General features: G+C 55.3%; 17 protein-coding genes and 2 pseudogenes. 6 read left to right on the top strand and 13 right to left on the bottom strand.

What is annotated here, in order from left to right; genetic code table 11:
* Positions 1-18: 18 nt before the first annotated feature.
* Positions 19-981, bottom strand: coding sequence for an NAD-dependent epimerase/dehydratase family protein (locus UR289_RS13935; protein ID WP_320710538.1), 963 nt, complete (start codon positions 979-981; stop codon positions 19-21).
* Between the two features lie 94 nt (positions 982-1075).
* Between UR289_RS13935 and UR289_RS13930 the strand changes: the two are divergent.
* Positions 1076-1598: pseudogene (locus UR289_RS13930) on the top strand (LysR family transcriptional regulator).
* A 263-nt stretch (positions 1599-1861) separates the two neighbouring features.
* Here UR289_RS13930 and UR289_RS13925 read toward each other — a convergent pair.
* Positions 1862-2020: pseudogene (locus UR289_RS13925) on the bottom strand (alpha/beta hydrolase); the annotation flags it as partial.
* 158 nt (positions 2021-2178) lie between these two features.
* On the opposite strand from UR289_RS13925, the gene UR289_RS13920 reads away from it, so the two are divergent.
* Positions 2179-2763 (top strand): hypothetical protein, encoded by a 585-nt coding sequence (locus UR289_RS13920; RefSeq protein WP_320710536.1) that lies wholly within the window; start codon positions 2179-2181, stop codon positions 2761-2763.
* Positions 2764-2805: 42 nt separating this feature from the next.
* On the opposite strand, the gene silA is transcribed toward UR289_RS13920, so the two are convergent.
* Genes silA through UR289_RS13900 form a run of 4 tightly spaced genes read right to left on the bottom strand, consistent with a single transcriptional unit; the run spans position 2806 to position 8974 of the window.
* The gene (silA, locus tag UR289_RS13915) at positions 2806-5946 is read right to left on the bottom strand and encodes a Cu(+)/Ag(+) efflux RND transporter permease subunit SilA (protein WP_320710596.1); all 3141 of its coding nucleotides are present in this window, start codon (positions 5944-5946) and stop codon (positions 2806-2808) included.
* A 10-nt stretch (positions 5947-5956) separates the two neighbouring features.
* Positions 5957-7207: an efflux RND transporter periplasmic adaptor subunit gene (locus tag UR289_RS13910; protein WP_320710534.1), complete on the bottom strand. Its 1251-nt coding sequence runs from the start codon at positions 7205-7207 to the stop codon at positions 5957-5959.
* An 11-nt stretch (positions 7208-7218) separates the two neighbouring features.
* On the bottom strand, positions 7219-7560 hold the full coding sequence (gene cusF / locus UR289_RS13905) for a cation efflux system protein CusF (protein WP_320710533.1): 342 nt from the start codon (positions 7558-7560) through the stop codon (positions 7219-7221).
* A gap of 28 nt (positions 7561-7588) precedes the next feature.
* On the bottom strand, positions 7589-8974 hold the full coding sequence (locus UR289_RS13900; RefSeq protein ID WP_320710531.1) for an efflux transporter outer membrane subunit: 1386 nt from the start codon (positions 8972-8974) through the stop codon (positions 7589-7591).
* 162 nt (positions 8975-9136) lie between these two features.
* On the opposite strand from UR289_RS13900, the gene UR289_RS13895 reads away from it, so the two are divergent.
* Together UR289_RS13895 and UR289_RS13890 are read left to right on the top strand one after the other, a co-directional pair.
* A complete protein-coding gene (locus UR289_RS13895; protein ID WP_320710529.1) occupies positions 9137-9820 on the top strand; it encodes a copper/silver response regulator transcription factor in 684 nt (227 codons plus the stop codon).
* The gene (locus UR289_RS13890) at positions 9810-11264 is read left to right on the top strand and encodes a Cu(+)/Ag(+) sensor histidine kinase (RefSeq protein WP_320710528.1); all 1455 of its coding nucleotides are present in this window, start codon (positions 9810-9812) and stop codon (positions 11262-11264) included. Before UR289_RS13895 ends, UR289_RS13890 begins: the two co-directional genes overlap by 11 nt.
* A gap of 3 nt (positions 11265-11267) precedes the next feature.
* Here the strand turns inward: UR289_RS13890 and UR289_RS13885 are convergent, their stop codons facing one another.
* On the bottom strand, positions 11268-12173 hold the full coding sequence (locus tag UR289_RS13885; RefSeq protein ID WP_320710526.1) for a LysR family transcriptional regulator: 906 nt from the start codon (positions 12171-12173) through the stop codon (positions 11268-11270).
* A 117-nt stretch (positions 12174-12290) separates the two neighbouring features.
* On the opposite strand from UR289_RS13885, the gene UR289_RS13880 reads away from it, so the two are divergent.
* Positions 12291-13691, top strand: coding sequence for an MFS transporter (locus tag UR289_RS13880; RefSeq protein WP_320710525.1), 1401 nt, complete (start codon positions 12291-12293; stop codon positions 13689-13691).
* 39 nt (positions 13692-13730) lie between these two features.
* Here the strand turns inward: UR289_RS13880 and UR289_RS13875 are convergent, their stop codons facing one another.
* The 6 genes from UR289_RS13875 to UR289_RS13850 form a co-directional block, all read right to left on the bottom strand.
* The gene (locus UR289_RS13875; RefSeq protein WP_023311839.1) at positions 13731-14216 is read right to left on the bottom strand and encodes an Hcp family type VI secretion system effector; all 486 of its coding nucleotides are present in this window, start codon (positions 14214-14216) and stop codon (positions 13731-13733) included.
* A gap of 21 nt (positions 14217-14237) precedes the next feature.
* Positions 14238-14672, bottom strand: coding sequence for a hypothetical protein (locus tag UR289_RS13870; protein ID WP_320710523.1), 435 nt, complete (start codon positions 14670-14672; stop codon positions 14238-14240).
* Positions 14650-15042 (bottom strand): polymorphic toxin type 44 domain-containing protein, encoded by a 393-nt coding sequence (locus UR289_RS13865; protein WP_032668456.1) that lies wholly within the window; start codon positions 15040-15042, stop codon positions 14650-14652. The genes UR289_RS13870 and UR289_RS13865 overlap by 23 nt, the downstream gene beginning before the upstream one ends.
* A gap of 270 nt (positions 15043-15312) precedes the next feature.
* Positions 15313-16308, bottom strand: a complete 996-nt coding sequence (locus UR289_RS13860) for a DUF2891 domain-containing protein (RefSeq protein ID WP_320710522.1) — start codon at positions 16306-16308, stop codon at positions 15313-15315.
* A 9-nt stretch (positions 16309-16317) separates the two neighbouring features.
* The gene (locus UR289_RS13855) at positions 16318-17304 is read right to left on the bottom strand and encodes a DUF979 domain-containing protein (RefSeq protein ID WP_320710520.1); all 987 of its coding nucleotides are present in this window, start codon (positions 17302-17304) and stop codon (positions 16318-16320) included.
* Entirely contained in the window at positions 17301-18023 is a 723-nt protein-coding gene (locus UR289_RS13850) for a DUF969 domain-containing protein (RefSeq protein WP_047060902.1), read from the bottom strand. Before UR289_RS13850 ends, UR289_RS13855 begins: the two co-directional genes overlap by 4 nt.
* Before the next feature lie 199 nt (positions 18024-18222).
* Here UR289_RS13850 and UR289_RS13845 point away from each other — a divergent pair, with 199 nt between their 5' ends.
* Entirely contained in the window at positions 18223-18768 is a 546-nt protein-coding gene (locus UR289_RS13845; protein ID WP_039262429.1) for a winged helix DNA-binding protein, read from the top strand.
* Position 18769 lies beyond the last annotated feature (1 nt).

Below are 18769 nucleotides of genomic sequence, written 5' to 3'. Positions count from 1 at the left end.
CTAAACGTGCAGGTTATGTTAAATACAGCCCAGGCCCGCTAGTGTAGAACGCACGGCCTCGGCAAGAGGGGTCTGAGGTTCATGGCCTAAAAAGGCGATCAGTTTTGAATTATCCATCTCTATTGTCTGCTCCCAGAGATAGTGCATCTCCCGCATTTCACGCAGCGTGGTGTTAAACGGACTCATTGCAGAGACCAGCCACCATGGAAATGACTTCACCTTTGCCTTAATACCGGCATGCTCCGCGACGTGCTTAACGGCTGCGGTCATCGTTGTCCCATCAGGATCCCAGTGTCCACGCATATGGAAACAGGAAAACGGATCGAGTTCATCCCGCCGCGCCAGCAGTGCCGCAACGGTTTCGGCGACATCCGGCAGATAAGCCCACTGATGTCCTGCGCCGGGTTGCCCGGGATTTTTAATAACCTTCGGTGGATGTCCCGGTTTTACCAGTCCCTGTGAAAACCAGTTGTTGCCTGCGAGGGGACCAAAAAAGTCACCCGCCCGCAAAATGAGCACCTTTCCGCCACGCTGAGCATAGGTTGAGAGCGCCTTCTCCATTTGCACGCGTATGGCTCCTTTTCGGGTAACCGGATCCTGAGGGGAATCCTCGCGTAAGAGGGGAAAAGCATCCGGACCGTAGTTATAAATCGTGCCCGGCAGAACGATCAATGCACCGTTTCGCTCCGCTGCGTTGATAGTGTTATGCAGCATGGGTAAAACCAGCTGTTCCCAGTTTCGATAACCCGGCGGGTTAACGGCATGGACAATCACGCTGCAATCTGACGCCGCTGCCTCAACCCGTTCAGCATTCTGCGCATCGCCGCTTATCCAGGTCATGCTTTCGTTCCGATCGTCATGTTGAGGGGCGCTGCGGCGCAATGCCCGAACATCCCATTCGTCTCGGATCAATTTACGGGCAATTTCGCCACCGATTCCACCGGTTGCGCCCAGTATCAGTACCTTATTTGTGCTTTTCATCGTCTGGCCCTTATTGGATATCTGCTTGACATATTAAGGGCCGCACGAGCTAAATGTAATTGCATAATATAAGCCAGCAGGTATGCATTTTTGTATGAAGCTAAATATCCCGTGGGAATGGTATCGCACCTTTTTGGCCGTAATTAATGAAGGGTCTCTGTCAGGAGCTGCACGCAGGCTTGCCATTACCCAGCCAACCGCCGGACGCCACATTGCGGCACTTGAATCAGCCCTGGGCCTTGTTTTATTCACCCGTTCGCAGACAGGATTGCAGGCCACGGATGCAGCCGTTGAGCTGAAGGGCCATGCGCAGGCGATGGAAAATACGGCCATGATGATTATACCCACAGCTAAACCGCGATCTGTTTACCGTACGGACCGACAGTGATATTGCCCAATTAAACCTTATACGCGCAGGGGCCGGTATCGGTATGTGTCAGGTTCAACTGGCAGATTTTTCTCCGCCGTTGCAGAGGATAATGCCTGATTTCTTTGCGTTTCATCTGGACACCTGGCTGGTGATGCATGAGGATTTACGCCACAGTCAGGCGTGCAAAACGGTGTTTGATTTTCTTGCAGAGGGTTTACAGGCTTATATCAACAGGGCAAAACGGTAAGCCATGCACTGTGAGATGATCAGCGTGACGATAGCAGCACGTGAGAAGACACTATCAGAGGACATCAGCATCCAGGCCCAACGTGTCCATAAGATGCCAGATTTCTTCTGATTCCTTATTGGTGCGCATAATGTATATTATGTTAAATTCGATATGAACATCAGAGAATAAGCCATAAACCGTTCAGTCAAAACCCTCAAAGCTGCCTTCCCTCTCACATCAATGCAGTAACCTTTGGATCACTGCATCGGTTACTGAGGAAGTTATCTTTTATTCAGATATTTATTGAAGAATGCCGTGATGTTATCGAACGGGATCTTATCCATACGATCATATAAATCGACATGCGTGGCATCTTTAACAATCAGAAGCTCTTTTGGCTTATTTGCCGCTTCATAAGCCGTTCTGGAGAAGTAAATCGAAGCAACGTGAGCTGATGAGTGCCGTGAACAACGCATCGGCCTTTGTGGGCAGTTCACTCACGGGGACGATCCGCAATCCTCAAAACACCGTCCAGTCCGGGCGCTATGTAGTCGGTCTGTTGCAGTCATTTTCGCCTAACTAAACGCTGAGTATTCAAATGGTTAAAGTTTTTCACCGCCGCCTGCAACGCTGTAACGAGGTGGCTACCAGCATAAGCAATGCCTCCCCGACACAGCTGCAACAGCTAAAAACTGAGTTGGCTGACGAAATGGGCAAACCTGTAGGTCTACACACCATGGGTATTCCAGCGGCGATCAGTACCCTCGGGGTGATTGTCAGTTTCGCTATTCCTCAGCTGTGGCTGGGGTATGGCGTACTCGCAGGACTCGACCAGTCAGCGGAACACGTATTCGTCTGGGTTGTCCTGATCGCCCTTCTATTCGCTGGCCTTAACGGCGTGACGATGTTTATGATTGGCAAAGGCAGCATGCGCGCCGTGAGGTTACACCTTACGCTGGCGGTGATAAGCCTGGTATTAACAGCAGCCTATATGCTGGTCGCGCTGAGCGGTAGCGCAGCTCCGGGCGTCAGTCTGACCGCGGCGCTAGTGAGTATCGGCATGCTACTGCTTAGCGGCAGCTGTATCCTTTCCACCGCCTTCTATAAGATGCTGCTGTTTACTCTGCATAATCGTGCCTGGCGCAAGCTTCTCAGCCAGACGCGTGCTAAAACAGCGCGCTAAGGGTTCATCCCGTAAAAAACCCGCCAGCGATGGCGGGTTTTTTTATGGCTTTTTATGCCTGCGCAGCCAGATTAACTTATACGCCGCAGGAATAATAAACAGGGATAACAACGGCGCCGTGATCATCCCGCCAATCATCGGCGCCGCTATCCGACTCATGACCTCTGACCCTGCCCCCGTTCCCCAAAGAATGGGCAGCAGGCCGGCAATAATCACCGCGACAGTCATGGCCTTTGGCCGCACGCGCAGCACGGCGCCATGGTAAAGGGCGTCATCAAGCCCCTGTTCAGTGAACGTGTCCCGATGGGACAACGCCGGCTGAGCCTCAACTGCATGACGCAAATACATCAGCATGACTACGCCAAATTCTGCCGCCACCCCGGCCAGGGCGATAAAGCCGGTGCCGGTTGCCACAGACATATGGAAGCCCTGCCAGTAGAGGAACCATATTCCCCCGACCAGGGCGAACGGCAGGCTCATCAGGATCAGCAGCGCTTCATCCACGCGGCGGAACGCCAGATACAGCAGAATGAAGATGATCATCACCGTCATCGGCACCATCAGCTTCAGTTTCTTGTTGGCGTGTTCGAGCAGCTCAAACTGCCCGGAGAATGACACGCTGGTACCCGGCCTCAGCTTTACGTTCTGACTGATGGCCGTCTTAATGTCGTTCACCACCGACACCATATCCCTGCCGCGGGCATCAATATAAATCCAGCTCGCAGGGCGGGCATTCTCCGTTTTCAGCATCGTGGGGCCGGAAACCACGTTGATATCCGCCACATCGCCCAGCGTGATCTGCTGTTTCATCGGCGTCAGGATCGGCATTTGCTTTAACGCGTTCGGGCTGTTCCGGTAGTCCTGGGGATAGCGGATATTAATCGGGTACCGGGCGACGCCTTCCACCGTTTCCCCCACCGTCGCCCCGCCGATGGCCGAGGAGACGAACAGCTGCACATCGCCCACCGTCATCCCGTAGCGCGAGGCTTTTTCCCGCTTGATATCAACGTCAATGTAGCGCCCGCCCTCCAGACGTTCAGCCAGGGCAGACACCACGCCCGGCACCGTTTTGGCTACCGCCTCGATGCTCTGCGCCGTGGCGTCGATATCCGACAGAACGGTACCCGACACCTTGATACCAATCGGGCTTTTGATCCCGGTGGAAAGCATATCGATGCGGTTACGAATGGGCGGAACCCAGAGGTTCGCCAGGCCGGGCAATCGAACGGTCTTGTCGAGTTCGTCAATAATCTTGTCAATCGTCATGCCGGGCCGCCACTCATTCTCAGGCTTGAGCTGAATCGTGGTTTCCACCATCTCGAGCGGCGCGGAATCCGTTGCGGTCTCAGCCTTACCCGTTTTACCAAAAACGGAGGCCACTTCTGGCACGGTTTTGATTAACTTGTCCGTGGTCTGTAACAGCGCCGCTGCTTCTGCCGGAGAAACACCCGGCAATGTTGACGGCATATACAGCAGATCGCCTTCGTTGATCTTCGGTAAAAACTCGCCGCCCACCTGGCTGAGAGGCCAGATCACCGTGAAGATGGACAAGGCCGCAACCAGCAGGGTTGTTTTTGGCCTGTGGAGCACTCTAATCAGTAGCGGATGGTAGGCTTTAATCAGCTGCCTGTTCAGTGGGTTACTGGTCTCAGCGGGAATTTTACCCCGGATCCAGAATCCCATCAGGATGGGGATAACGATGATGGCCAGCGCGGCCGCACCCGCCATGGAGTACGTTTTGGTGAAGGCCAGCGGACCAAACAGCCGCCCTTCCTGCCCCTCAAGAGTAAAGATGGGAATGAAGGATAAGGTGATAATCAGCAGACTGATAAACAGCGCGGGGCCAACCTCGACAGAGGCGTTGGTGATCACCTTCCAGCGCGTGGCGTTATCAATCTGCTCTCCCGGATGCTGGTGATCCCACTCCTCCAGCCGTTTGTGCGCGTTTTCAATCATGACGATGGCGGCATCCACCATCGCGCCAACGGCAATGGCAATGCCGCCCAGCGACATAATGTTGGCGTTCAACCCCTGGAAATGCATGACGATAAAGGCAATACACAGGCCAAGCGGCAGAGAGATAATCGCGACCAGCGCAGAGCGGACGTGCCACAGGAACAGTGCGCAGACGATGGCCACCACGATAAACTCTTCGAGCAGTTTGGAACTCAGATTGTCGATTGCCCGATCGATGAGCTGGCTGCGATCGTAGGTGGTCACAATCTCAACGCCTTCCGGCAGGCTGGCCTTCAGCGTCTCCAGCTTATCTTTCACCGCCGTGATGACTTCACGCGCATTTTTACCTGAACGCAGGATCACCACGCCACCCGCAACTTCCCCCTGCCCGTTTAATTCGGCAATGCCGCGGCGCATTTCCGGCCCCGTTTGTACGCGGGCGACATCGCGAAGATAAATCGGTACCCCGTTCTCTCCGGCTTTCAGGACAATGTTATTGAAATCATCCATCGTCTGCAGATAGCCGCTGGCCCGGACCATATACTCCGCTTCCGCCATTTCAACTGACGATCCCCCCGCCTCCTGGTTAGACGACTCAAGTGCCTGCTTAACCTCCGGCAGGCTAATGCCGTACTGAGCCAGTTTTAACGGATTGACCTGGATCTGATACTGCTTCACCACGCCGCCGACGGAGGCCACTTCGGCCACGTTAGGAATCGTTTTCAGTTCAAATTTCAGGAACCAGTCCTGCAACGAGCGCAACTCTGCGAGATCGTGTTTTCCGCTGCGATCCACCAGCGCATACTCAAATATCCAGCCCACGCCCGTGGCATCAGGACCGATTTCAGAGCTCACGCCGGCAGGCAGCTTGCCCTGAACCTGGTTCAGATACTCCAGCACGCGCGAACGGGCCCAGTACAAATCGGTGCCGTCTTCAAAAATGACGTACACGTACGAATCGCCAAATTGCGAAAAACCGCGCACGGTCTTTGCGCCGGGAACCGACAGCATGGTGGTAGTCAGTGGATAGGTGACCTGATTTTCAACAATCTGCGGGGTCTGGCCGGGATAGCTGGTTTTGATAATCACCTGCACGTCAGAGAGGTCGGGCAAAGCATCGACCGGGGTGTTGATGATGGTCCACGTCCCCCAGACGCTGAGGAACAGCGCCCCCATCATGACCAGGAAACGGTTGGCGACCGACCGCCGGATAATCCATTCAATCATCATCGTCTCCTTAATGGCCAGAATGCGCGTCGTCAGCGGCTTCAGCGTGACGCATGCGCTCCAGCGCGCCGGTAATATTGGCCTCCGAGTCAATCAGGAACAGACCGCTGACCACTACCGACTCCCCTTCTTCCAGTCCGCTACCAATGCCGGACTGCTGCTGAGATTCATGCAGAACGTGGATCCTTTTCGGTACAAAATTCCCGTCCGCATCAACCGTAATCACGCGCTGTTCTTTGCCGGTATCAATAACGGCCTGGGAAGGGATCAGCAGCATTTCCTGACTTTGAGTATTCAGCTTCAGGTACGCGTTCATGCCCGGTTTCAGCAGCCCATCCCTGTTAGAGACCTGCAGGCGCACCTGCAGCGTACGGGTGGTTGGATCCACGCTCGGCAGAAGACTCCATTTATCAACCGGGAATGATTTATCCGGATAAGCCGGTATCGAAACCGCAAACTGCGAGGTCTCTTTCAGCAGATAAGCAATGGATTCAGGCACTGCCGCGCCGATCCAGACCGGATCCATCCCCTGAATTTGCGCCACCACCTTATCTTTGGAAATATTCATGCCGGTACGCAGATCAAAGGCCGTGATCGCTCCGTCGATCGGCGCCCTGATGGTAAACCGGGTCTGAATAGTGCGGGTCGCACGCAGCCTCTGAATATCCTCATCCGGCATACCCGCCAGCCGAAGCCGTTCCAGAACCCCTTTGATTTGCGTCGGCGTTCCGCCGGTGCCGGATAACAGCAGAAACTCGCTCTGCGCCTCTACCCAGTCAGGAATGGTTATATCAACGAGCGGCGTGCCTTTCTTCACCTTATCGCCCGTCGTCAGCGGGTACACTTTCTCCACGAACCCTTCCGCGCGCGCCTGCACAATGACAAACTGATAGTCGTTGTAGCTGACGTTGGCCGGGATCGTCTGGGCATAGTTCAGCGTTCCGCGCGTCACCTTTTGCGTTTTTAATCCCAGGTTCTGAACCTGCGTCGGGTCAATACGGATACCGGCACTGCTTTTATTGTCGTTTTCATCCGCATATTTCGGTACCAGATCCATATCCATAAACGGCGATTTGCCGGGCTTATCGAATTTAACGTCTGGCTTCATCGGGTCATACCAGAAAAGCACCTTTCTTTCTGGTGCGCTATTTTCCGTTTTTACAGATGAATGAAAAACCTGCCATGCCGTCACCGATATCAGCCCTCCCGCAATAAGGCTGCTGACTATCATGGCAGCATATTTTATTTTTACTGAGGCCATGCCGCGTCTCGCTATTTAATGCTCTTGAGTAAAGAGAGATTGCCCTGCTGAACAAACGAGAAATTCACCTGGCTGCCGACTTTTAAGGCATTGATACTCTCGTCAGCCTGAATAAAGGTGAAACGCATGGTCATCGCGGGCCAGCCAATTTCCGGGATCGCTTCATGGGAAATCGTGACTTTTTTATTCGTGAGATCAATGTCCTTCACGATGCCGGTTCCCGTGATGACCTGCTCTGATGTCCCTTCGCTGGCAGCACTCATCATCTCGTGCTGATGAACCTCAGCCTGGAGGCCGGCAGAAAACACAATGGAGATTGCACCAAATACAACGACCTTAAGTGAATTGCGCATGGTTATTTTCCTGTTTAATTAAATAAGATTATTCGACCCAACCGCCGCCGAGCGCGGTGAAGAGATTAATTTCATTAACCTGCCGGGCATAAATAAGGTCGAGAATATTTTGCTGGGTAGAGAAAAGAGAACGCTCCGCGTCAAGCACTTCGATATAGCTGACCGCGCCGCTGGAATATAACCCTCTGGCCCGCTGTAGGGTGATGCGGAGCGAATCCAGATACCGCTGTTGTGCAGCAAGCTGCTGGTTAATGCTGTCCCGCAGCGCGAGCGCGTCGGCAACCTGTTTAAAGGCGGACTGAATTTTTTGTTCGTAATTAACCACCGACTGCTGCTGGCGAATTTCGGCCAGCTTCAGGTTGGCCTTATTTCTGCCCGCATTAAAAATGGGAATTTCTATTTTAGGAATAAAATTCCACATCCCGCTCCCGGAAGTAAAGAGGCTGGACAACTCCGTGCTTCCGGTTGATAGCCCGCTGGTGAGAGATATGGACGGGAAAAAGGCGGCGCGCGCCGCACCGATATTCGCATCGGCCGCTTTAAGCTGATACTCCGCCTCCATAATATCCGGGCGCTGCAGCAGTATCGCGGAGGAAAGATGGGGAGGCAGTTTTACCGGGGCGACATCGCTGGCGTTCATGCCGCCGTCGCCCGGGAGCGCGCGATACGTGCCGAGGACCAGCTGCAGGGCGTTATTGGCCTGCGCCAGCTCCCCCTCTCTTTTGGCAATCTCTGCCTGCGTGCTTTCGATCTGTCCCCGGGCCTGTTCCAGCGCAAGGACGCTCGTACTGCCCGTCACCAGCTGCTGCTCAACGAACGCATAAGACTGCCGGTAATTTTTCAGCGTATCCTGCGCGATACGCAGCTGTTTATACACCAGCTGCTGGTTGAAATAGCTCTGGGAAACGTTAGAGACGAGCAGGATATGCACCGCGCGACGGGCCTCTTCGCTCGCGAAAAAGTTTTGTCGGTCGGCCTCGCTCATGTTCTTCAGCTTGCCGAAGAAATCGAGTTCATAGCTAAGCGCAAGGCCAGCGTCGTACTGCTGCGCGGTGGGTTTGTCACTTTTCAGCCCGCCGCTGTACGTGATGCCCGAGGAGGCATTCAGCTGAGGGTAGCGATCCGCATCCGTCACGTTGAACTGCGCCCGGGCCTCTTCGACCTTCAGGGCGGCCATTTTCAGATCGCGATTGTTCTTCAGGGCCTCCGTAATCAGCCCGGCAACCTGAGGGTCGACGAAAAAGTTGCGCCAGCCGGTATCCTGATACCCTGCCGCCGCGGGCGTCAGGCCGTTACGGGAGAGCGAAAACTGCCGGGGGACAGGTGCCTCCGGCCGCTGGTACTCCGGGGCCAGCGAGACGCAGCCTGCCAGAATAAATACCGTACTGATGCTTAGTCGTTTTAACAGGAACATAACGGTTCAAATAAAGTCCAGAGTAGTTTTAGGGCTACTCTACGCAACGCATCCTGTTTGACGGGTGACAGGATAATGACAATGTTGTCATTTTTAGCGTAAGTCATTGTTAACGGCGGTACGCTCACTAGAATGTCATCAGCAGCCAGTCAGGGGAGCACGATGAAAATACTGATCGTCGAAGACGAAATGAAAACCGGTGAGTACCTGAGTAAGGGGCTGACTGAAGCGGGGTTTGTGGTTGACCACGCGGATAATGGCCTGAACGGCTACCATCTCGCCATGACCGCTGAATACGATCTGCTGATTCTGGATATCATGCTGCCCGATGTGAACGGCTGGGACATTGTCCGCATGCTCCGCTCTGCGGGAAAAGGGATGCCCATCCTGTTACTCACGGCTCTCGGCACGATTGAACACCGGGTTAAAGGGCTTGAGCTGGGCGCGGATGACTATCTGATTAAGCCATTCGCTTTTGCCGAGCTGCTCGCCCGGGTGAGGACGCTGTTGAGACGCGGAAATACGGTGATCGCGGAAAGCCAGCTTCAGGTGGCGGACCTGACGGTTGACCTCGTGTCGAGAAAGGTAAGCCGGGCCGGAAGCCGCATCTCGTTAACCAGCAAAGAGTTCAGCCTGCTGGAGTTTTTCCTGCGTCATCAGGGAGAGGTGCTACCCCGCTCCCTGATTGCCTCCCAGGTGTGGGACATGAATTTTGACAGCGACACAAACGCAATTGACGTGGCGGTAAAGCGGCTTCGCGCGAAAATCGATAACGATTATGAACCTAAGCTGATCCAGACGGTGCGCGGCGTAGGCTATATGCTGGAGGTGCCGGATGCGCGTTAAGCTTCCCGGGCGCCCTTTTTCGCTTGCCCTGCGGCTGACCTTTTTTATCAGTCTCTCCACGATACTGGCCTTTTTCGCCTTTACCTGGTTTATGCTGCATTCCGTTGAAAAGCACTTCGCCGAGCAGGATGTCAGCGACCTGCAGCAAATCAGCACCGCGATGCACCGCATCCTGCAGTCTCCGGTCGATCCTGACCAAAAGAAAATCAGTAAAATCAAAGAGTCTATCGCCAGCTACCGCAATGTGGCCGTCCTGCTCCTGGATCCGCAGGGCAATATCCTGTTCAGCTCGGCGCAAGGGGCAGCACTGCGCCCTGCGATGAACGCGGCGGACTTCAGCGAACACCGCCGCGCGCAGGATGTGTTTCTCTGGACGGTTGAAGACCCTGCCGCAAACATGCACGCCGGGTCCGACATGAAAATGGAAACGTACCGGATTATCGCCTCTTCAGGCACGGCGACGCTGCAGGGCAAAACGCAGGGCTACGTGATGCTGATCGGGCTCTCCATCAATTTTCATCTGCACTACCTTGAGGCGCTGAAAAAGAATCTCCTGGCGATTGCCGCGGCGATCAGCCTGCTGATTATTCTTGTCATTCGCATCGCGGTTCGTCAGGGTCATTTGCCCCTGCGTAACGTCAGCAACGCCATTAAAAATATCACTTCAGAAAACCTCGACGCGCGGCTGGAGCCGTCCCGCGTGCCCGTTGAGCTGGAACAGCTGGTCATCTCCTTCAACCATATGATCGAAAAGATTGAAGATGTCTTTACCCGCCAGGCGAATTTTTCCGCCGATATCGCGCATGAAATCAGAACCCCCATCACCAACCTGGTGACGCAAACGGAAATCGCGCTGAGCCAGAACCGCTCGCAGAAAGAGCTGGAAGATGTTCTGTACTCCAGCCTTGAAGAGTACAACCGGATGACCCGCATGGTCAGCGACATGCTTTTCCTGGCGCAGGCGGATAATAACCAGCTCATCCCTGACCGGGTGGTGTTTGATTTAAGTGCGGAGGTCATGAAAGTCTTCGATTTCTTCGAAGCCTGGGCGGAAGAACGCAACGTTACGCTGAAATTTAACGGGATGCCCTGCCTGATAGAAGGCGATCCGCAGATGTTCCGGAGAGCAATGAATAATCTGCTCTCCAATGCCCTGCGCTATACGCCAGCCGGTAAAGCGGTGACGGTCTCCATCAGAGAACAGGATAACGACGTTGAACTGATGATAGAAAATCCCGGTACGCCGATCCCGCAAGAGCATCTGCCAAAGCTGTTTGACCGTTTCTATCGCGTCGATCCGTCAAGGCAGCGCAAAGGCGAAGGCAGCGGGATCGGGCTTGCCATCGTGAAGTCCATCGTCTCCGCGCACCACGGAAAAGTCCGCGTGGAATCGGATGCGGCATCGACGCGCTTCATCCTCTCCGTGCCGGGAAAAGTGGCCTGAGCGTCAGCGCACGGCCCGACACACTTCCAGTACCTTTTCCCTGAGCCATCGATGTCCCGGGTCCCTTTCCATGCGCGGATGCCACATCTGTGACACCGTAATGGTCCGGGTTTTAAACGGCAGTTCAAAGACGTGTACGCGCTCGTTCATCGGCTGATTGAGCAGGTACAGCGCCGGCACCATGGCAATCAGATCGGACGCCAGCGCCACGGATAGCGCCGTTGGAAATCCGGGCACCACGCTGGCGACCTTGCGTTTCATCCCCCGTTCCGCCAGCGCGTCATCGACAAACCCGTGTAGCGATCCGTCCGGCGAGGCCACCACATGGCCCCACGCGACATAATCGTCAAGGCTGACGTCAGGTCGTAATGACAGCGGATGTCCCTTACGCACCGCGCCAACAAACCGATCCTTAAAGAGCCGTTGCAGCCGTATTTCCGGCCCCATATTGCTCTGCACGCCGATCTCCAGGTCGACCAGCCCCTCACGCAAATAGCGCGAGGTTTTTTCAGGTTTCGGCGAGAAGCGGATGCACACCCCGGGCGCAACGCTCGCCACCGCCGCAATCAGCAGTGGCCCAAACGCCACCACAAAGCCGTCGTTGGCTCTGATGGTGAACAGCCGCTCGAGATTTTCAACCTTCAGCGCGTCGGTGGAGGGCTGCAGCACCGCCCTCGCCTCATGCACGGCAGTTCTGGCGCGGTCCCGCGTGGCTTCTCCCCAGGGCGTCAGCACCATATGACGCCCGGCCCTCACCAGAATAGGATCGCCGGTCACCTCCCGCAGCCTGCTTAGGGTGCGGCTCATGGCGGAGGTGCTGAGGTTCAAACGTCGCGCCGCGCCCGCCACGCTGGCTTCGGCCAGCAGAACGTCGAGCGCAACCAGAAGGTTAAAGTCAGGATCGGACACGGTGACTCCTAAGATAAGGCGTTATATGCAACAGTTAAGTGCAGCTGATGCGTCTTCCGCCCTGTATACCGCATGCTTATAGTTTCGTCATCACTATTCTTATGCGGAGTAACGACGATGACGCTATTTTCAAACCTGCCCGGCGATGAAGGCTTACCCGGTCATGAACGCGCCCGGGTCATGGCCGCCGTCATGACCACCACGCTGATGGGCGTCTTTGACGGCACCATGATCAACATCGCGCTGCCCTCCATGGCAAGGGCGATGCAGGTACCCGCAAACGTTGCGGTCTGGTTCTCCAACGGTTACCTGCTTTCAGCGGCAATGACGTTAGCCATCTTCGCGGCGCTGGCGGCGCACGTGGGCTATCGCCCGGTGTTTCTTGCCGGGCTTGCCACCTTTACGCTCACCTCGCTCGGCTGCGCGCTGGCAGCGACGCCGGAAATGTTAACCGGCATGCGTATTCTGCAGGGCATCGGCGGCGCGGCCACCCTGAGTATCGCCCCGGCGATCCTGCGATCCGTTTTTCCGGGTCGACTGCTTGGCCGTATTCTGGGGCTGCACGCCCTGCTTATCGCCTCCAGCACGGCGATTGCCCCCGTGCTTGGCGGAACCATACTGGACGCGCTGAGCTGGCAGTGGCTGTTCGCCATTAACATTGTTCCGGGCAGCGTCGCCCTGCTGCTGGCGTGGCGGGCCTTGCCGCGGGAAACGGCCGTTGACCGCTCGCCCTTTGACGCGCCGGGCGCCATGCTCTCCGCCGTGCTGTTAGGTTCAGCAATCATGCTGGCCGACAGCCTTCAGCACGTGACGCAAAACATCAACCAGGTGGCCACGGGCTGGGGGCTGCTCGCGCTGGTCAGCGCCCTCGCCTTTATCTGGCGGATTCGGCGCGCGCGAAGTCCCATCCTGCCGCCCGTCATGTTTAAAAACGGACGCTTTACCCTCGCCGCCCTGACCTCGCTGGCCTCGTTTGTCAGTCAGGGCATCACCTTTGTCGCGCTGCCGTTTCTGTTTCAGAGCGTGTATGGCTACAGCCCGGTGGTCTCCGCGCTGCTGTTCACCCCGTGGCCGATTGGCATCGTGCTGATCGCGCCGCACGCGGGACGCTGGGCAGATACGATTTCCGCGCCGCTGATCTCGACAATCGGGCTGATGATTTTTGTCTGTGGACTGGTCCTGCTGGCGACGTTGCCGGACAGCCCATCCGCATGGAATATCTGCTTGCGCAGTCTGGTTTGCGGGATTGGGTTTGGCTGCTTCCAGAGCCCCAATAACCGGGAGATGCTCTCTAACGTGGCGCGGGAATATGCCAGCTATGCCTCCGGCGTGTTGTCGATTGTAAGGACATTCGGCCAGTGTCTCGGTGCCGCCGCGGTGGGCGTGCTGCTTGCGACGGCCGGATCAGACCATGGCCGGGCCGTGCATTTTGCGCTGTGGATAGCCGTCATCGCCTCAACGGGATCGGTGTTGTTTAGCGTGAGTCGGCTGCGCCCTGCAGTTCGGGCATCAGCGTAAACTGTTGCAGCGCCTTTCGGCGCTGCTCGTTTATAACGCCTACGCTGTAAGGCGTTCATTCCACGCATCAGTGTATTGAATATTTCCGTCCAGGATTTTCCATGTGATTTTTGCGTATCGCAAAGATACATTTTCCAGGTGACCAGTACCGGGACAATCTCTTGTATCATGCATAACTGGAGTTATTGAAATGACTTTCACACCTTCCATAAGAATATTGAAGTATTCCACTTCCTGACCAGCATCATTGATGTGATAGAACTTTAATTCAGCACTTTGAAGCGTTTGACCTGTAGCCACTGCTTTGTATAGATAGGGTGAAGATGAATCAATTGCTTTTGTTAAGCTGAAAGCTGAGTGTTGCCTTGTACCTGTAAGTTTACCTGTTGCCTCATCTGTTGGAATGCTCAGGTTATGGATCAGATCTCTAAGCTCTATGCTTCCTTCACGGTCTGCAACATCAGAACCGCCACGGATCATTGCTCCACCATCGTCTTTCAAAAAGAGGTGTACTGGTACAGCCATTTCTAAAACTCCTTATGCTAATTAATCTCTTATTCCATTTGCTATGAGGTTAATTACAGGCATGATCGCTACACCATCTGCATAGAACAGTTCCGAATTAGTGAATGAATAAACCTTACCTGTGATTTTTATATTTACCGTGTTCCCATAAGCAGAAGCTGTAACATTGCTTGTATTGGCTTCAAGGAACGGCGAGCGTTCTTTAAGGGCCTTCATAATGTTCCCGCTGCTGTCTTTATCTAAATAGAAGCGGTAAACATCCGACACCGTAGCTCCTCCGTCATCATACTTTGTTATGTACAGTGTGACGGTATCAGATAGTTTCTGTTTGCTGACAAAGCTATCGTGAGGAGGTGCATTAAAATAATATTGATATGTCAGAAACCCGCAAACAATGATCAATAAAATCGTTGTGAGTAAATAATGAAGCCGTTTAATAACCGTGTTTCTTTGCATATTCAATCCCTTGACTTATCCAAAACTGATCGTGAGGATCATCCCCATATGGCGGTTTTTGATACCAGTGCCCCCATTTCTTTTTGGAGGTTTTAGCTCTTTCCTGCGCCCATCCTGCCCCCATCAATAACGTTTCTGATGGTATCCCGGCAGCATAGCCAGCCGAACCATAATTGAAGTTACCAAAGTTCGCTAACTCAGGGTGTCCCTGCTTGTAATCCCAAGGCCCCTTATTTCTTACTTTTTGATAAAACCAAAGATAGGTTGTAGGGATAGCCATATTTCTACTCATACCATGCGCTCTTGCAATCCTCATGTTTGCCAATGCAAGCGCGATTCCTTCTTTTGGTAACAAAGGTATAACAGCCATATTAACCACTCTTTTCACATGGATATATGACCACGTATCGTACACTTTTGCGATAGTAAAAAAGATATCTGTTTCGAGACAAATGACGGAAAAATAACCGATTAAGATATTAATCGCATTAAAAATAAAGAAATTTAGGCTGCGCCTGCAGTTTGGGCATCAGCCTGATTCGCCCGGCGGCGCTACGCTTGCACGGGCCTACAAGGAAGCTTTGCACAATGTAGGCCGGGTAAGCGCAGCGCCACCCGGCAAGAAAGACGGCGCGTTCGTTTACTCCAGCGCCAGCAGCGCAAAGCTCGCCAGCCAGTGCCCGCCGCTGTAGTGGCTGCCGACCACATGCTCAACGCTAGCCGTCAGGTGTTTCGTCACCGCCTCGCGAAGCGCCTGCTGCGCCGGATGGTTTGCGGGAAGCGCTCTGGCAATATGCTTCATGCACCAGGCGCGGCTGAGGTTTAACCCGTCGAGATGGGCAATTTTCGGGTCGGTACGATCGCTCACTTCCGCCGGGTTCATCAGCGCCGCAATGGTGCCCGCCTCCGGGAGAAACGCGTCAAACCAGGCCGGGAAGTCTTTCTGCACCTTGCTCATCAGCAGCGCTTCCGTCAGCGCGCCGGAAATATACTCATCACCGCCGGGCTCGTAGTGGGCCGGATAGCGCGTGTCGGCGAGATAAAACCGCTCCGCCGCCGTGACAATCGCCTGCTCAAGCGCGCTATCCTCCACGGCTCGCGCGTAATCGAGCGCCAGCGCGAGGGCAAACGCCGTGTTGTAGTGCGTCCCGACGCGGATCGGATAGGTGAGCTTGCTGAGGTAATCCACCAGGCGGTTACGAATATCCTGGGTTAACGGCTCAAGCGTCCGGTACCAGCCTTCGGCCTGCGGCAGCGACGACTGCTTTAGCTCCTGGGCCAGCGCCAGCAGCCAGCCGTAACCATACGGGCGCTCAAACGAGGCGCGGAACGGCGCGGTGAAATAGGCCAGCTCCTTCGCCACGTTCTCTTCCGTCAGGTGCTTGTCGACAAGCGCGACGATCGCGTCCCGGCTCGGCAGCTCCGGGTAGAGGCGCACGCAGCGCAGCAGCAGCCAGTAGCCGTGCACCGCCGAGTGCCAGTCGAAACAGCCGTAGAAAATGGGGTGCAGTTCGCGCGGCGGCAGAACGTCACCATCATCATTCAGCAGGTGCATGATGTGGTTCGGGTATTCCTGGCGCAAATAGGTCAAAGGCATGCGGGCAAACGCGTCAGCCTGATGTTGCGTTAATTCCATAACAGCTCCTTAGCGAAACACGAGGAAATACATGAGGAACACGTTCACCACCAGCAGGGTTAACGCGGTCGGGATCTGGATCTTGATCACCTGATATTTGTCTTTCAGCTCCAGCAGCGCGGCGGGAACGATATTGAAGTTAGCGGCCATCGGCGTCATCAGCGTGCCGCAGTAGCCCGCGTACATGCCAATCGCCAGCAGCGGCGCCGGGTTGCCGTGATGCACGTTGATCAGAAACGGCAAGGCGATCCCCGTGCTCAGCACCGGGAAGGCCGCAAACGCATTTCCCATGATCATGGTAAACAGCGCCATCCCCACGCAGTAAATCACCACCAGCATAAAGCGGTTATCCGGGTTAACGAACAGGCTCACCACCTTCTGCACCGAGTCACCGGTATTGGCCGCCACGAACACGCCGCCGAGCATGGCCAGCATCTGCGGCAGGATCACCGCCCAGCCGATAGTATCGACAAGACGACGAGACTGACGAATGGCGTGCAGCGGCGTGCCTTTGGTTAGCCACCAGCCGGTGAGGATCGCCGCGACGCAGGCTACGCACAGCGCCGCCAGGGTAAGCTGTTTCTGATCGAGCAGGAACACGCCGCCAACCGACACGCCCTTCAGGAACAGGGTGCCTATAACCGTCACCACCGGGATCATCAGCGCGGGCAGGAACAACCAGTTTTTGAGGCGGTTTGACGACGCGAGACGTTCGTCTTCGGTGGACATTTTATAGTGGCCTTTTCCGACCAGACCAAAGCCCGCCAGCAGCGCGATAGCGATAACGCCGCCGCCAACGATCCGGTACGCCAGCGATTTACCCAGCTCCTGCACCATCAGGTCGCCGAACAGGAAGATCCCGCCGAATAAGAACCAGAACAGCGCCGTGGTAAAACGCTTCGGATTGGCGCGATCGCGCAGGGTCATCACAACCAGCAGCATCACGACGAAGCCGATCAGGTAGTACACGCGGTTAATGGTGATAATCGTCATCATTGCGCGGCCCCCTGCGTGCCCTGCTCCGCGCGCCAGGCCATGACGTCGCGACGGATGCTGGCATCCAGGCGCAGCAGGCGCGTCATATGAATAATTAATGCCGCAATGGCGGTTGGGATGGCCCACAGGCCGATATGCAGCGGTTCGATGCCCGCAATGCCGTTCTCTTTCAGGAAGGCGTCAATCAGCAGCACCGCGCCAAAGGCAATAAAGATATCTTCCCCAAAGAAGACAGCGATGTTGTCGCACGCGGCGGCATGGGCTTTGATTTTGTCACGGATGTGCTGCGGCAGCTCGCCGTATTCGTTCAGCGCCGCCCCTTCGGCCATCGGCGCCAGCAGCGGACGCACCGTCTGGGCATGACCGCCCAGCGACATCAGCCCCAGCGCGGCGGTGCCTTCACGGGCGACAAAATAGAGCATCAGAATACGCGCCGAGGTCGCGCTGGCGATCTTCGCCACCCAGGCCTGGGCGCGCTCCTTGAGCCCGTAATATTCCAGCAGACCAATCACGGGCAGGATCAGAATGAAGGTCGCCAGCGATCGGCTATTCACGAACTTTTCGCCAAAGGTCTCCAGCAGCATCCCGAAATCCATACCGACCAGCAGACCCGTCGCCAGCCCCGCCACTACGACCACCAGCAGCGGGTTGAAGCGCAGTGCAAAACCAATAACCACGATCGGTATCCCGATCAGCGGCAACAGCGTAGTACCGTCCATAACGTTTACCCTATCCAAAGTGAGCGTTGCGCGCCGACGGCTATTTTTTTAATTTGCGGCGAGCGATGTTGTGTTTTTCGTCAGGTTTCGGAAAACCTGCGCTAAAAAGCTATATCTGAACCTCAAAAACATGTAAACAAATTATCAATAAAATGTTCTTATTTTATCGATGAGTTTACATTTCTGGCTAAGGAACGTTATGACCTCGGAAAAGAGTGCTACCCCCCCTCACGACGATATCAACGACGGCCGAATCGTCTCGTCCCGCCACCTGGTGTCCGAGCGCTGCGCGGAACTGTCAGAGCTGGAGTACGCGCTGATCATGACCAGCAACGCGTTCAATAAATGGATGGTGCGCTGCATGACCGCAGCCGGCGAGCCCGATATGGGCGCATTTGACGTCTCGCTGCTGCATCACGTAAACCACCGCGACCGCAAGAAAAAGCTGGCCGATATCTGTTTCGTTCTTAACGTGGAAGATACCCACGTGGTGACCTACGCCCTGAAAAAGCTGGTCAAAGCGGGCTACGTGACGAGCGAGAAAGCGGGCAAAGAGCTCTTTTTCTCGACTACCGAGGAAGGGAAAGCGTTGTGTATGAAGTACCGGGACGTGCGGGAGGCGTGTCTGATCGCAATCCACGCGGAGAGCGGCATTGCCGGGAAGTCGATTGGCGAAACCGCGCAGCTGTTACGCACGATCTCCTCCCTGTATGACACCGCCGCCCGCGCGGCGGCATCACTCTAGA

The sequence above is a fragment of the Enterobacter sp. 302C9 genome, assembly GCF_034106085.1.
In the GTDB taxonomy this organism is placed as follows: domain Bacteria; phylum Pseudomonadota; class Gammaproteobacteria; order Enterobacterales; family Enterobacteriaceae; genus Enterobacter; species Enterobacter asburiae_B.
The sequence above is the reverse complement of the archived record's forward strand: the minus strand, read 5'-3'. Positions and strand labels throughout refer to the sequence as shown.

Coding starts and splice junctions, on each gene's coding strand:
- UR289_RS13865 (WP_032668456.1), bottom strand. CDS start 15,042: ATGGCTGTTATACCTTTGTTACCAAAAGAAGGAATCGCGCTTGCATTG.
- UR289_RS13860 (WP_320710522.1), bottom strand. CDS start 16,308: ATGGAATTAACGCAACATCAGGCTGACGCGTTTGCCCGCATGCCTTTG.
- UR289_RS13850 (WP_047060902.1), bottom strand. CDS start 18,023: ATGGACGGTACTACGCTGTTGCCGCTGATCGGGATACCGATCGTGGTT.
- UR289_RS13880 (WP_320710525.1), top strand. CDS start 12,291: ATGACGCTATTTTCAAACCTGCCCGGCGATGAAGGCTTACCCGGTCAT.
- UR289_RS13855 (WP_320710520.1), bottom strand. CDS start 17,304: ATGATGACGATTATCACCATTAACCGCGTGTACTACCTGATCGGCTTC.
- UR289_RS13895 (WP_320710529.1), top strand. CDS start 9,137: ATGAAAATACTGATCGTCGAAGACGAAATGAAAACCGGTGAGTACCTG.
- UR289_RS13935 (WP_320710538.1), bottom strand. CDS start 981: ATGAAAAGCACAAATAAGGTACTGATACTGGGCGCAACCGGTGGAATC.
- cusF (WP_320710533.1), bottom strand. CDS start 7,560: ATGCGCAATTCACTTAAGGTCGTTGTATTTGGTGCAATCTCCATTGTG.
- UR289_RS13890 (WP_320710528.1), top strand. CDS start 9,810: ATGCGCGTTAAGCTTCCCGGGCGCCCTTTTTCGCTTGCCCTGCGGCTG.
- UR289_RS13900 (WP_320710531.1), bottom strand. CDS start 8,974: ATGTTCCTGTTAAAACGACTAAGCATCAGTACGGTATTTATTCTGGCA.
- UR289_RS13870 (WP_320710523.1), bottom strand. CDS start 14,672: ATGCAAAGAAACACGGTTATTAAACGGCTTCATTATTTACTCACAACG.
- UR289_RS13910 (WP_320710534.1), bottom strand. CDS start 7,207: ATGGCCTCAGTAAAAATAAAATATGCTGCCATGATAGTCAGCAGCCTT.
- UR289_RS13875 (WP_023311839.1), bottom strand. CDS start 14,216: ATGGCTGTACCAGTACACCTCTTTTTGAAAGACGATGGTGGAGCAATG.
- silA (WP_320710596.1), bottom strand. CDS start 5,946: ATGATTGAATGGATTATCCGGCGGTCGGTCGCCAACCGTTTCCTGGTC.
- UR289_RS13845 (WP_039262429.1), top strand. CDS start 18,223: ATGACCTCGGAAAAGAGTGCTACCCCCCCTCACGACGATATCAACGAC.
- UR289_RS13920 (WP_320710536.1), top strand. CDS start 2,179: ATGGTTAAAGTTTTTCACCGCCGCCTGCAACGCTGTAACGAGGTGGCT.